Origin of the sequence: Delftia sp. GW456-R20 (assembly GCF_001622915.1) — a bacterium.
GTDB classification, from domain to species: Bacteria; Pseudomonadota; Gammaproteobacteria; order Burkholderiales; family Burkholderiaceae_C; genus Comamonas; species Comamonas acidovorans.
The window spans coordinates 973369-986566 of sequence record NZ_LWCN01000003.1 but is presented as its reverse complement, the minus strand read 5'-3'; the positions used below and the strand labels follow the sequence as shown (position 1 = coordinate 986566).

The window sequence follows — 13198 nt, the reverse complement described above, 5'->3', positions numbered from 1 at the left end:
TCCCGAGCCGGTGCAGCCACAAGCGCACCGGCTTTTTTCATCGCCTGCCCGTGGGCAGGGGCTTCGCATCCACAAGAAAGACGAGACTCCCCATGACCGACCAATTGATCATTTTCGACACCACCTTGCGTGACGGCGAGCAGTCGCCCGGTGCCTCCATGACCCGCGACGAGAAGCTGCGCATCGCGCGCCAGCTCGAACGGCTGAAGGTCGATGTGATTGAGGCCGGTTTTGCGGCGAGCTCCAACGGTGACTTCGAGTCGGTGCAGGCCATTGCGCGCGCCATCAAGGACTCCACCATCTGCTCGCTGGCGCGGGCCAATGACCGTGACATCGCCCGTGCGGCCGAAGCCCTCAAGGACGCCAACCGCGCGCGCATCCATACCTTCATTGCGACCAGCGCGCTGCACATGGAGAAAAAGCTGCGCATGACGCCCGAGCAGGTGCTGGAGCAGGCGCGCCAATCCGTGCGCTTTGCGCGCAACCTGATTGCCGACATTGAGTTCAGCCCGGAGGATGGCTACCGCAGCAACCCGGATTTCCTGTGCCGCGTCATCGAGACCGTGATCGCCGAGGGCGCAACCACGATCAACGTGCCCGACACCGTGGGCTATGCCATTCCCGAGCTCTACGGCGCCTTCATCAAGAACCTGCGCGAGCGCGTGCCCAACAGCGACAAGGCGGTCTGGAGCGTGCACTGCCACAACGATCTGGGCATGGCCGTGGCCAACTCGCTGGCCGGCGTCAAGCTCGGAGGCGCCCGCCAGATCGAATGCACCATCAATGGCCTGGGTGAGCGCGCCGGCAACTGCTCGCTGGAAGAAGTGGTGATGGCCATCAAGACGCGCAAGGACTACTTTGGCCTAGACGTCAACATCGACGCCCTGCACATCGTGGCCGCCAGCCGCATGGTCAGCCAGACCACCGGCTTCGTGGTGCAGCCCAACAAGGCCGTGGTGGGGGCCAACGCCTTCGCCCACGCCTCCGGTATTCACCAGGACGGCGTGCTCAAGGCGCGCGACACCTACGAGATCATGCGTGCCGAGGACGTGGGCTGGAGCGCCAACAAGATCGTGCTGGGCAAGCTCAGCGGCCGCAACGCCTTCAAGCAGCGCCTGCACGAGCTGGGCGTGGAACTGGACAGCGAAGCTGCGATCAATACCGCCTTTGCCGCCTTCAAGGAGCTGGCCGACCGCAAGAGCGAGATCTTCGACGAGGACATCCTGGCCCTGGTGACCGAGCAGGACGCGCATCAGCAGGCCGACCCCTTCCAGTTCATCTCGCTGGCCCAGCAAAGCGAGACAGGTGAGCGCCCACACGCGTCGGTGGTGTTCAGCCGCGACGGCCGCGAGATCAAGGCCCAGTCCGACGGCAATGGCCCGGTCGATGCCTCGTTCAAGGCGATCGAGTCCGAGGTGAAGAGCGGTGCCGAGATGCTGCTGTACTCGGTCAACGCCATCAGCGGCTCCACCGAAAGCCAGGGCGAAGTGACTGTTCGCCTGCAGCGCAGCGGGCGCGTGGTCAACGGCGTGGGCGCCGACCCTGACATCGTCGTGGCTTCTGCCAAGGCCTATCTGAGCGCGTTGAACAAATTACACAGCAATGCAGAGATCGTGGCTGCGCAGGGGTAAGCACTCGCCTTATAATTTCACTTAAATTATCGAAAAGTCGCACAAGTTATTGTCACAGTGCGACTTTTTCGATTAATGTAAGGTCTAGTCACAAATTCTTGCTGCTTGGAGCATTTCTCATGCCCACCCTACGCCGTGCCCGCCTCGGTCGATTTGCTCAGGTCATGTCCTTTCTGGCCCTGAGTTGTGCTCTTGCTGCTCCGGGCGCATATGCCGCGCCTGCCAAGAAAGTTGCCAAGAAACAGGTGGCCGTGGCCCCTGTCAAGAAGAAGGCGGTGAAGGAGCGCGCCACGGCCGCTCCCCAAGGCAAGCGCGTTGCCAAGAGCGCGCGCCAGCCCAGCCGCGTCGCTGCACGCAGCGTGGCCAGCCCCATTCGCGCCGTTGCCTACGAGCCACGCCTGTCCTTCGGCCAGATGGCCGGTCTGCATGCGGTGGCCGATCCTCTGGATCTCAAGAGCAGCGTGGCCCTGGTTCTGGACCAGGACACCCATGAGGTGCTGCTGAGCAAGAACGACCATGCCGTCTTGCCCATCGCCTCGTTGACCAAGCTGATGACCGGCCTGCTGATTTCCCAGGCCCATCTGCCGATGGATGAAACCATCACCATCACGCAGGACGACGTGGATACCGAAAAGGGCAGCAGCTCGCGCCTGGCCGTCGGCACCACGCTCACGCGCGGTGAAATGCTGCACCTGGCCCTGATGTCCAGTGAAAACCGCGCTGCCCATGCCCTGGGCCGCACTTTCCCTGGTGGCCTTGATGCCTTTGTCCAGCAGATGAATGCCAAGGCCCGTCTGCTGGGCATGACCGATACCCGCTACGTGGAGCCCACCGGGCTGTCCAGCCGCAACCAGTCCAGTGCCCGTGATCTGGCCGTGCTCGTCAATGTGGCGCACAGCGATCCGCTGGTGCGCGAGTACACCACCTCGCCCGGCTATGAGGTGGCCGTGGGCCGCCGCACGCTGCAGTACAACAACACCAACCGCCTGGTGATGAGTCCCACCTGGGACATCGGTCTGCAAAAGACCGGCTACATCTCCGAGGCAGGCCGCTGCCTGGTCATGCAGGCGCAGGTGGCTGGCCGCAAGATCATCATGGTCTTCCTGGATTCGGCCGGAAAGTTCAGCCGCCTCGGCGATGCCGAGCGCGTGCGCCACTGGGTGGAGTCCATGGGGCAGGTGGCTGGCGATCCCATGATCCACAAGGTCAAGGGCTGAGTTTTCTTTCCCCTCACGACAAAGGCGCCGATGGCGCCTTTGTCGTTTCTGGTGCGCAGAGGTGTGTGTTGCCAATGGCCCCTGGCCAATGCCAATGGGGCCGATGGCTGTTCAGTGGCTGCTGCGCGCGTAGGGGTTGGGTGGCGGTGCCGCCGGGCGGGTTGCGTTGAAGCCCAGGGCGCCCGAGATCTCCTGTGCGGTGGACTGGAGCTTGGACATCCAGCTTTCGTCCAGCCGGTCGGCGGGAGCGGAGATGGACAGGCCGGCCACCAGCTTGCCCTGGTCGTCGTAGATGCCGGCGGCCATGCAGCGCACGCCCAGTTCCAGCTCTTCGTTGTCGCGGGCCACGCCATGGTGGCGTACCTTGTCCAGCTCGTTTTCCATGTCGGCCAGCCGCGTGATGCTGAAGTGCGTCTTGCCGGGCAGGCCGGTGCGCGTGGCGTAGGCGCGGACCTGTTGCGCATCGTCGGCCGCCAGGAACAGCTTGCCGTTGGACGTCAGGTGCAGCGGCGCATGGCCGCCGATGGCGCGCACCACCTGCATGCCGGAGCGCTCGCTGTAGGCGCGTTCCACATAGACGATTTCATCGCCCTGGCGCACGCTGAGGCTGACCGGCTGCTGGATCTGCTTGTGCAGCTGGCGCATGGGGATCAGGGCCGCTTCGCGCACGCTCAGGCGGGCCTTGACCAGATTGCCCAGTTCCAGGAAGCGCATGCCCAGGCGGTAGCTGCCCGATTCGGGGCGATCGACAAAGCGGCCAATGGCCAGATCGTTGAGGATGCGGTGCGTGGTGGAGGGGTGCAGGCCGGTGCGCTCGCTGATCTCCTTGAGCGATACCGCTTCCTCGCGCGAGGCCAACACGTCGATCAACGTGAACATGCGTTCCAGGACCTGGACGCTGGGCTTGGGGGAGGCCGCGTTATCGTTTTTTTTCATGAGGCGGAGTGGAGTTTCGGCATTCGGTCATTCTAGCGGCGGCCATGGCATGGCGGCATATGTGCCGCCAGCAAACAGCGGCTATGCGCATAAGAAATGTCGCTGAAAAGGCGTGGAGTGACGCTGTATCAGCGCGGCAGCTGATCCACGCGCTGCCAGCGCTCGTCAACGCGCACTTCATGGGGCAGGAAGCGCGCCTTGTAATTCATCTTCTGGCTGTCGGCGATCCAGTAGCCCAGGTAGACATAGGGCAGGCTCATGGACCGGGCCTGGTCGATCTGCCACAGCACATTGAAGGTGCCGTAGCTGGCGGGGTCGTTGGGTTCGTAGAAGGTGTAGACGGCAGACAGCCCGTCTTCCAACACATCGAGGATGGAGACCATCTTCAGCGTGCCGATGCCGCCATCGGCTGCGGGCGTGCGGAACTCCACAAGGCGCGAGTTGACGCGGCTTTGCAGCAGGAACTGGGTGTACTGGTCCACGCTGTCATGGTCCATGCCTCCGCCGCTGTGGCGGCTTTGCTGGTAGCGCAGATACAGCTGGTAGTGCTCGTTCGAGTAGTGCAGGCGCTGGATCGATGCCGTGAGATCGGCGTGGCGCGCGGCGGCGCGGCGCTGGCTGCGGTCGGGGCGGAAGTCGTGGACCAGGATGCGCATCGGCACGCAGGCGCGGCATCCGTCGCAATACGGCCGGTAGGTGAACATTCCGCTGCGGCGAAAACCCAGTGAAACCAGCTCCGAATAGGCGCTGTTCTGGATCAGGTGGCTGGGCGTGGCCACTTGCGAACGCGCCAGCCTGCCATCGAGATAGCTGCAGGGGTAGGCGGCGGTGGCATAGAACTGCAGGGCCTGCAGCGGAAGATCGTTCGGGTGCGTCATGGTGTGCTGGCGGCAGCCGGTGATGTGTCGCCAGCCTCACCGGACGGTGGCAGCAACGCGTCCCAGTATACGTTTTCGAACTGCCAGCGCATGGGCGGCAGCTGGCTTTGCTCGGCCACGGTTTGCAGGAACCGGGCGCGCGGCATTTCGCGCGCCCCCAGCGAGGCCAGATGCTGCGTGGCCTGTTGGCAATCGATCTGCACGGCGCCTTGGTGTCTGCACAGCGCAACCAGGGCCGCCAGCGCGATCTTGGATGCGTCGGTGGCATGCGCGAACATGGATTCTCCAAACACGGCGCGGCCCAGTGCTACGCAATACAGGCCGCCCACCAGGCGTCCGTCCACCCAGGTCTCCACGCTGTGGGCTGCACCCTGGTGGTGCAGGTCGGCATAGGCGTCAAGAATTTCCTGCACGATCCAGGTGCCATCCTGGTCATGGCGCACCGTCTGGGCGCAGTGCTGCATCACGGTCTCGAACGCGCTGTCGATGCGGATCTCGCAGCCTGGCGTGGCGCGAAAGCGCTGCAATGTCTTGCGCAGGCTGCGGTGCAGCCGGAACTGTGATGTCTGCAGCACCATGCGGGGATCGGGCGACCACCACAGCGTGGGCTGGCCTTCGCTGAACCAGGGGAAAATCCCCTGGCTGTAGGCGATGCGCAGGTGCGCCGCATCCAGCGTGCCGCCTGCGGCCAGCAGGCCCGGAATGGGGTCGTTGGGGCCCCATGCCGTTTCCACAGGAGGGAAGGCCTGGTGGGGGATGAGCCATGGGAGGGGATGGGACATGATCGGGTGCGGACGGAGGAAATGAATTCGTATTCTCTGCAGCCGCAGTCTTGCACAAACCATGCGCAAGAGGGCTGCGTGGATGCGAGGGCATCGCCTGGCCGGGGTAAGTGAACCTCCTACGCGGCCTTGTCGCGCCAGGGGACAGTGCCGCCTGGCAGGCTTGGGCTATGCTGGTTCCGTCTTCTTGCGGATGCTTGGCTTTCGCTGTGAAGGCATCGAAGGAGGATGAGCGATGTTTTTCAGCAAAATCTTTGGCGCAAGTCTTGCCGAGCCGCGCTATATCCGTCGCACCCGGGCTTACCTGCAGGAAGCCCGCATGGCGATGCTGGAGCACACCATTGCAGCGGAGTACTACAAGTCCTCTGCTGACATGTATGCGGAACGTGCCGCACGGCTGGAAGAAGAGCTGCGCGCATGGGAAGAGGGTGTCGAGCAATCCCGTGCTGCCCATGTCTCGCGCCGCGCACATGCCAGGCACAGCAAGCCCGTCACCGTGGAGCCCGCCGCAACTCCATCGCCGCCGAATACGCCCACCGTGGGCATGGTGCGTGCAGCCTGACCCAACAAAAAAGCCCGCATGCGTTGGCATGCGGGCTTTTCATCTGGCTCCTCAACCTGGGCTCGAACCAGGGACCTACGGATTAACAGTCCGGCGCTCTACCAACTGAGCTATTGAGGAATATGTTGGCGTTGGGTCTTGTGCGATTGCAAGGCCACTGAAATTTGGCTCCTCAACCTGGGCTCGAACCAGGGACCTACGGATTAACAGTCCGGCGCTCTACCAACTGAGCTATTGAGGAATACACGTCTATCGACAGAGATCTTGTGCGGTTGCAAGATCTTGAAATTCTTTTGGCTCCTCAACCTGGGCTCGAACCAGGGACCTACGGATTAACAGTCCGGCGCTCTACCAACTGAGCTATTGAGGAACAAGACCTAGATTATATGACGTAAAAAACACGTCACAGAAAACTCGGGGGAATTTTTTCAGGAAGGCCGGCTGCAGGCCTTCATTCTCACGGCTCGGGCCTGAACCACAGCCACACCAGCACGCAGCCCATGGAGGTCAGCGCCACGGCCTGCACCCAGGCGGGCGGGCGTGTCCACAGCAGTATGACGGCGCACAGGCTCATCATGGCGCTGGCGCTCCATTTGGCGCGCCGGCTCACGCAGCCGCCCCGTGCCCAGTTGCGCAGCATGGGGCCGAACAGGCGATGGCGCCACAGCCATGTGTGCATGCGCTGCGAGCTGCGCGCCGCGGCCCAACCGGCCATGAGCACGAACACCGTGGTGGGCAATCCTGGAATGAAGATGCCGGCAATGCCCGTGGCCAGGCTCAGGCAGGCAAACAGCTGCAGCGCCCAGCGCAACGGGGCGGCCGGCATGCGGTGCAGGGGAGGGGGATCGTCATCATGGAAGGCCGGCGCCGTGCCTGCCTGCGCAGTGGCCTCGGGCTCCAGGGCCTGTGCCGTGGGTATTTGCTGCGCGCCTGCCTCACGGTCCTCTGGGGACGCGGTGGATGACTCTCTGGCGGTGCTGGGCATGCTGCGATTGTGCCAGCGCGCTGTGGCCATGGCGGCCAAGAGGCGGCCAAGAGGTGGCCAGGGGGCGGCCGGGAGCCGGGCGGCCGCTATGCTTGGCAACCCACCATTTCCCTATAGCCTTGCACTGCCATGACTGTCCGCACCATTTTGAAGATGGGCGATCCGCGCCTGCTGCGCGTCGCCCAGCCCGTGACCGAATTCGACACCGACGATCTGCACCTGCTGCTCAGCGATTTGCTGGACACCATGCATGCAGCCAACGGCGCGGGACTGGCCGCGCCGCAGATTGGCGTGGACCTGCAGATGGTGGTGTTCGGCTCCGGCCTGCCCAATCCGCGCTACCCCGATGCGCCCGTGGTGCCGCGCACCGTGCTCATCAACCCGGTCATCACTCCCATGGGCGAGGACGAGCAACTGGATTGGGAAGGCTGCCTGTCCGTACCCGGCATGCGCGGCATGGTGCCGCGCTGGAACCATATCCGCTACACGGGCTTCGATGTGTTTGGCGATGCCATCGACCGCACGGTGGATGGCTTTCATGCGCGCGTGGTCCAGCATGAGTGCGATCACCTCTGGGGAAAGCTCTATCCCATGCGCATGCGTGACTTCAGCCAGTTCGGCTTCACCGATGTGCTGTTCCCCGGCATCAGCGCGGCCGAGGACGACTGAGCGGGCGGGCGCTGCCCGTATTCAAGGATCTTCGGTCAGGTCTTTGTATACAAATCGGTAGACAATTTTTCCATGCTGGCGCCGTACATTGGCACTTCCCGCCAAGGCGGGGATTGTGTGCGTTCGCCCGCCAAGAGCTGCCAAGCAGCCACCGGGCTTCGCGATGCAGGATGCAGGAGAGCGCGGCCTATCGGGTCGGCGGCAAAAGGTGCGCGGGGGCGCGCCTGCCGCCATCCGGCTGCCGCGTACTTGTCCGGCGTTCTGTGAACAAGAGGACAAGGAGACAGCGATGGAAAAAAGTTCTGGCAATGCGCCGGCCCTGGGTACAGACACCCGCCCGGAGGACGAGCAACTCGGCCTCACGGCCAACACCCTCTATGGTTTGCAGCATGTGCTGACCATGTACGGAGGTATCGTGGCCGTGCCCCTGGTCATGGCCAATGCGGCCGGCATGTCGGCGGCCGACACGGGCCTGCTGATCACGGCCTGCCTTTTCATGGGCGGGCTGGCCACGCTGCTGCAGACGCTGGGCATTCCGTTCTTCGGCTCGCGCCTGCCGCTGGTGCAGGGCGTGTCCTTCTCGGGCGTGGCCACCATGGTCAGCATCCTGCACACAGGCGGCGGCATGCAGGGCGTGCTGGGCGCCGTGCTCTTTGCCTCGGTGTTCGGCCTGATCATTGCGCCCATTTTTTCCAAGCTCACCCGGTTTTTCCCGCCGCTGGTCAATGGCTGCGTGATCACCATCATCGGCCTGTCGCTGATGCCGGTGGCGGCCCACTGGGCCATGGGCGGCAATCCCCAGGCGGCCGACTACGGCAGCATGGGCAACATCGGGCTGGCGGGCCTGTCGCTGGTCATCGTGCTGGCACTGAGCAAGCTGGGCAATGCCATGATCTCGCGCCTGTCCATCCTGCTGGCCATCGTCATCGGCACGGCGGTGGCGGCCATGATCGGCAAGTCCGACTTTTCCGAGGTGGGCAGCGGCGCCTGGTTCGCCGTGCCCATGCCGCTGCACTTCGGCTGGCCGACCTTCAGCCTGGCGGCGACGCTTTCCATGTCCATCGTGATCCTGGTGACCCTGGTGGAAACCTCGGCGGACATCCTGGCCGTGGGCGACATCGTGGGCACCCGCGTGGATTCGCGCCGCCTGGCCGACGGCCTGCGTGCCGACATGCTGTCCAGCGTGGTGGCCCCGTTCTTCGGCTCGTTCACGCAGAGCGCCTTTGCCCAGAACGTGGGCCTGGTCGCGGTCACGGGCATCAAGAGCCGCTATGTGGTGGCCTTCAGCGGCCTGATCCTGATCGCCTTCGGACTGTTGCCCATCATGGGGCGCATCGTGGCCTGCGTGCCGCCCTCGGTGCTGGGCGGCGCGGGCCTGGTGCTCTTTGGCACGGTGGCGGCCAGCGGCATCCGCACGCTGGCCAAGGTGGACTATCACAACAACATGAACCTGATCATCGTGGCGGCGTCCATCGGCATGGGCGTGCTGCCCATGGTCAAGCCGGACTTCTATCACCACTTCCCGGACTGGTTCGCCACCATGTTCCATTCGGGCATCAGCTCCACGGCGGTGACCGTGCTGCTGCTGAACCTGGTCTTCAACCACTTCAAGCAGGGCAACCCCGAGGAGCCTTCGGTGTTCGGCGCAGGTTCTGAGCGCGTGCTCAGCGAGGCCGTGCTGTCTGCCCTGGCCGATGGCGACCGGGTGGTCGACGGCAAGCTCTATGACCGCGAGGGCAAGGAAGTGGCCACGGTGTCGGCGCCTGCGGCCGCCATGCACTGACGGCCGCACCCGCCCCGCGCCTGGATGCAAAAGGCCCGCCCTGGTTGACAGGGCGGGCCTTTTTTTCTCCGCAAGCTCAGACCGTCAGGGCCTGCAGCAGCTCGGTTTCTATGAGCAGCTGGCGCTGGTTGTTCTGCAGTTCGGCGCCCTCGATCAGAAAACTGTCTTCCACGCGCTCGCCCAGCGTGCTGACCTTGGCCAATTGCACGCTCAGGTGGTGCTGGGCCAGGATGCGCGCCACGGTGTAGAGCAGGCCGGCGCGGTCCGTGGCCGAGATGGACAGCAGCCAGTGCTGGGCTTTCTCGTCGGGCTGCAGCGTGACGCGCGGCGCAAAGGGGAAGCTTTTGACGCGGCGCGACAGGCGCCGGGGAGATGGCTCGCGCAGCGGCCCGCCCTGCATCAGCGCGGCGACCAGGTCGTTCTCGACCATGTGCATCAGCTCGCGGTACTGCTCCTGCATGGCGGGCGCGACCACCTGGAAGGTGTCCAGCGCATAGCTGTTGTGGGCCGTGTGCACGCGCGCATCCAGAATGGAGAAGGCCGCCCGGTCGAAGTAGCCGCAGATGCGCGCGAACAGATCGGGCTGGTCAGGCGCGTAGACCAGCACCTGCAGCCCCTCGCCGGCCAGGGAGCGGCGCGCGCGCACCACGGGGCGGGTGGTGCCCACATGGCGCGACAGGTGGCGCGTGTGCCAGGCGATGTCGGCCGCCTCGTGGCGCATGAAATAGTCCACGCCCAGCGTGTCCCAGAGCTTCTTGTGCGATTCGAAGGGCTGGGCTGTCAGTGCCAGCTGCACCAGGGCCTCGCGGCGGCGGGCCTCGATTTCGGCAGCAGCATCGGGCGCGCGTCCGCCCATGACGCGCAAGGTCAGGCGATAGGTGTCCTCCAGCAGCTTGCCCTTCCAGGCGCTCCAGACCTTGGGGCTGGTGCCGCGGATGTCGGCCACGGTCAGCAGATATAGGGCCGTGAGGTTGCGTTCGTTGCCCACGCGCTCGGCAAAGGCCTGGATCACCTCGGGGTCCGACAGGTCCTGCTTTTGTGCGACCTGGCTCATGGTCAGGTGCTCGCGCACGAGGAATTCGATCAGCTCGGCGTCGGCGCGCGCAATGCCGTGGGCGCGGCAAAAGCGCTTGGCCTCCACGGCGCCGATGATGGAGTGGTCGCCGCCCCGGCCCTTGCCGATATCGTGGAACAGCGCGGCCACGTACAGCAGCCAGGGCTTGTCCCAGCCGCTGGCCAGTTGGGAGCAGAACGGGTACTCATGCGCATGCTCGGCCATGAAAAAGCGCCGCACATTGCGCAGCACCATGAGGATGTGCTGGTCCACCGTGTAGACGTGGAACAGGTCATGCTGCATCTGGCCCACGATACGCCGGAACGGCCACAGGTAGCGCCCCAGCACCGAGGTCTGGTTCATCAGCCGCATGGCGTGCGTGATGCCGCTGGGCTGCTGCAGGATCTTCATGAAGGTGGCGCGGTTGACCGGGTCGCGCCGGAAGGCCGCATCCATCAGGTCCCGCGCGCCGTACAGCGCGCGCAGCGTGCGCGCCGACAGGTCGGTGAGGCCCACATGGGTCTCGTACATCAGGAAGGTTTCGAGGATGGCGTGCGGCTCGCGCTCGTAGAGATCGTCGCTGGCCACCTCGATAGTGCCGGCCTTCTCGTAGAAGCGCGAGTTCAGCCGGATGCGCGGCGTGGGGCGCGGGTTCAGCCGCTCCTCGATGTTCAGCCGCAGGATCTGGCACAGCTGGGTCACGGCCTTGGCCGCCCAGTAGTAGTGGCGCATCAGCGTCTCGCTGGCGCGCATGGCCAGCTTGCGCCCCTCGGCCGAGGTGGAGCGGTAGCCAAAGGCCTCGGCCACGGCGGTCTGCTGGTCGAAGACCAGGCGGTCCTCATGCCGGCCCGCCACCGCATGCAGGCGAGCCCGTATCAGGCTCAGCAGGGCTTCGTTGTCCTCGAGCTGCCGGCGCTCGAAATCGGTGATCAGCCCCTTGCCGGCCAGGGCCTGCCAGCTGCTGCCCAGGCCTGCGGCACGGGCCAGCCAGATCATGGTGTGCAGATCGCGCAGGCCGCCGGGCGATTCCTTGCAGTTGGGCTCCAGCGAGTAGGGCGTGCTCTCGTACTTGTTGTGGCGCTGGCGCATTTCCAGCAGCTTGCCGGACAGAAAGGCGTGCGCATTCATCTGGGCCTGGTAGCGCGTCTGGAACTCGGCGAACAGCGGCTCGCTGCCGCAGATGCGGCGTGATTCGAGCAGGGCGGTCTGCACCGTCAGGTCGCGCTCGGATTCCTCCAGGCATTCGGCCAGCGTGCGCACGCTGGAGCCGATTTCCAGGCCCGCGTCCCAGCAACTGCCGATGAATTTCTCGATGCGCGAGGCCAGCTCGGCATCTGCCGTGCCAGCGGCTGGCAGCAGCACCAGCACGTCGATGTCGGAATAGGGAAACAGCTGGGCGCGCCCGAAGCCGCCCACGGCGGCCAGGCAGGCCTCGGGCGGCATGCCGGCGCGATGCCACAGCGCGCGCAGCAGCGTGTCGGCCAGATCGCTCAGGTGCTGCAGCACCAGGCGCACGCCGCGCCGGCCCATGGTGGGCGCCAGCAGCGAGCCTATCCAGCGCCCGCGATCCCGGGCGTACTGCACGCGCAACTGCTCCAGCGAGTCCGGGGCAGAGGGCGCAGCGTGGGAAGGAGTGTGGTCAGTGGTCTGTTTCATGCGCGGCGAGGGCAGGGAAGGCGCCGGGAGCGGGTGCCCCGGACGCCATGCCATTTTGCCTGCGCATCACGCAAGAAACATGCCGAGCCTCAGCAGCTCGTGGTGGTAACGAAGGGGGGCAGCACGGGCGAGCCGGCCGACAGGGTCATGACTTCGTAGCCCGTCTTGGTCACCACCAGGGTGTGTTCCCACTGGGCCGAGAGGCTGTGGTCCTTGGTCACGATGGTCCAGCCGTCCTTGCCCAGCTCCTTGATCTCGCGCTTGCCCAGGTTGAGCATGGGCTCGACGGTGAAGACCATGCCTTCTTCCAGCACGGTGCCCGTTCCGGGGCGGCCGTAGTGCAGGATCTGGGGCTCTTCGTGGAACTTCTGGCCGATGCCGTGGCCGCAGAACTCGCGCACCACCGACAGGCCGTGGCCTTCGGCAAAGGTCTGGATGGCGTTGCCGATGTCGCCCAGCGTGGCGCCGGGCCTGACCTGCTGGATGCCCAGCCACATGGCGTCGAAGGTCAGTGCCGACAGGCGCTTGGCTGCGATGGAGCACTCTCCGATCATGAACATGCGGCTGTTGTCGCCGTACCAGCCGTCCTTGGTGATGACCGTGACGTCCACATTGACGATGTCGCCCTTCTTGAGCGGCTTGTCATTGGGAATGCCGTGGCAGACCACATGGTTGACCGAGGTGCACAGGTGCCCGGGGTAGGGAGGGTAGCCGGGCGGCTGGTAGCCGATGGTGGCGGAGACCGTGCCCTGCTGCGCCATGCATTCGGCGCCCAGGCGGTCGATCTCGGCCGTGGTGATGCCGGGCTTGATGTGGGGGGTGATGTAGTCCAGCACTTCCGAAGCCAGGCGGCAGGCCACGCGCATGGCTGCGATGTCTTCAGCGCTCTTGATGGTGATGCTCATGCCCGCAATTATCCCATTGCGCCTTCGGGCGTGCAGGGGTAAGGGGCGGCTGTCGCCATCGGGACGGCTCAGCCCGGTAAAATAGCGGCCTCACCGATTCAGCGCCTTGCAGCCAGCCCCCGGAGGGCGGGGCCGCAGGG

General features: G+C 65.0%; 11 protein-coding genes and 3 tRNA genes. 5 read left to right on the top strand and 9 right to left on the bottom strand.

Annotated elements, in window-relative coordinates; genetic code table 11:
• The first annotated feature begins 92 nt into the window (after nucleotides 1-92).
• Nucleotides 93-1631 (top strand): 2-isopropylmalate synthase, encoded by a 1539-nt coding sequence (locus tag A4F85_RS05645; protein WP_063325908.1) that lies wholly within the window; start codon nucleotides 93-95, stop codon nucleotides 1629-1631.
• A gap of 119 nt (nucleotides 1632-1750) precedes the next feature.
• A complete protein-coding gene (locus A4F85_RS05640; protein ID WP_013801508.1) occupies nucleotides 1751-2848 on the top strand; it encodes a serine hydrolase in 1098 nt (365 codons plus the stop codon).
• A gap of 111 nt (nucleotides 2849-2959) precedes the next feature.
• Here the strand turns inward: A4F85_RS05640 and A4F85_RS05635 are convergent, their stop codons facing one another.
• The 3 genes from A4F85_RS05635 to aat all read right to left on the bottom strand — a co-directional run bounded on the left by A4F85_RS05635 (nucleotide 2960) and on the right by aat (nucleotide 5444).
• Nucleotides 2960-3784, bottom strand: a complete 825-nt coding sequence (locus tag A4F85_RS05635) for an IclR family transcriptional regulator (RefSeq protein ID WP_013801509.1) — start codon at nucleotides 3782-3784, stop codon at nucleotides 2960-2962.
• A gap of 128 nt (nucleotides 3785-3912) precedes the next feature.
• Complete coding sequence (locus tag A4F85_RS05630; RefSeq protein ID WP_012206658.1) at nucleotides 3913-4662, bottom strand: arginyltransferase; 750 nt, start codon at nucleotides 4660-4662, stop codon at nucleotides 3913-3915.
• On the bottom strand, nucleotides 4659-5444 hold the full coding sequence (gene aat / locus A4F85_RS05625; protein WP_063325907.1) for a leucyl/phenylalanyl-tRNA--protein transferase: 786 nt from the start codon (nucleotides 5442-5444) through the stop codon (nucleotides 4659-4661). The genes A4F85_RS05630 and aat overlap by 4 nt, the downstream gene beginning before the upstream one ends.
• Before the next feature lie 235 nt (nucleotides 5445-5679).
• Between aat and A4F85_RS05620 the strand changes: the two genes are divergently transcribed.
• Entirely contained in the window at nucleotides 5680-6006 is a 327-nt protein-coding gene (locus tag A4F85_RS05620) for a hypothetical protein (RefSeq protein WP_012206656.1), read from the top strand.
• Nucleotides 6007-6050: 44 nt separating this feature from the next.
• Here A4F85_RS05620 and A4F85_RS05615 read toward each other — a convergent pair.
• The 4 genes from A4F85_RS05615 to A4F85_RS05600 all read right to left on the bottom strand — a co-directional run bounded on the left by A4F85_RS05615 (nucleotide 6051) and on the right by A4F85_RS05600 (nucleotide 6832).
• Nucleotides 6051-6126, bottom strand: a tRNA-Asn gene (locus A4F85_RS05615).
• Nucleotides 6127-6171: 45 nt separating this feature from the next.
• Nucleotides 6172-6247, bottom strand: a tRNA-Asn gene (locus A4F85_RS05610).
• A 53-nt stretch (nucleotides 6248-6300) separates the two neighbouring features.
• Nucleotides 6301-6376, bottom strand: a tRNA-Asn gene (locus tag A4F85_RS05605).
• A gap of 87 nt (nucleotides 6377-6463) precedes the next feature.
• A complete protein-coding gene (locus A4F85_RS05600) occupies nucleotides 6464-6832 on the bottom strand; it encodes a YbaN family protein (RefSeq protein WP_049801494.1) in 369 nt (122 codons plus the stop codon).
• Between the two features lie 288 nt (nucleotides 6833-7120).
• Here A4F85_RS05600 and def point away from each other — a divergent pair, with 288 nt between their 5' ends.
• The gene (gene def / locus A4F85_RS05595; protein ID WP_063325906.1) at nucleotides 7121-7660 is read left to right on the top strand and encodes a peptide deformylase; all 540 of its coding nucleotides are present in this window, start codon (nucleotides 7121-7123) and stop codon (nucleotides 7658-7660) included.
• A gap of 289 nt (nucleotides 7661-7949) precedes the next feature.
• Complete coding sequence (locus A4F85_RS05590; RefSeq protein ID WP_063325905.1) at nucleotides 7950-9443, top strand: nucleobase:cation symporter-2 family protein; 1494 nt, start codon at nucleotides 7950-7952, stop codon at nucleotides 9441-9443.
• A gap of 76 nt (nucleotides 9444-9519) precedes the next feature.
• On the opposite strand, the gene A4F85_RS05585 is transcribed toward A4F85_RS05590, so the two are convergent.
• Both A4F85_RS05585 and map read right to left on the bottom strand, forming a co-directional pair.
• Complete coding sequence (locus A4F85_RS05585; protein ID WP_197485450.1) at nucleotides 9520-12153, bottom strand: [protein-PII] uridylyltransferase; 2634 nt, start codon at nucleotides 12151-12153, stop codon at nucleotides 9520-9522.
• Nucleotides 12154-12242: 89 nt separating this feature from the next.
• Nucleotides 12243-13058, bottom strand: coding sequence for a type I methionyl aminopeptidase (map, locus tag A4F85_RS05580; RefSeq protein ID WP_063325903.1), 816 nt, complete (start codon nucleotides 13056-13058; stop codon nucleotides 12243-12245).
• Nucleotides 13059-13198: the final 140 nt, after the last annotated feature.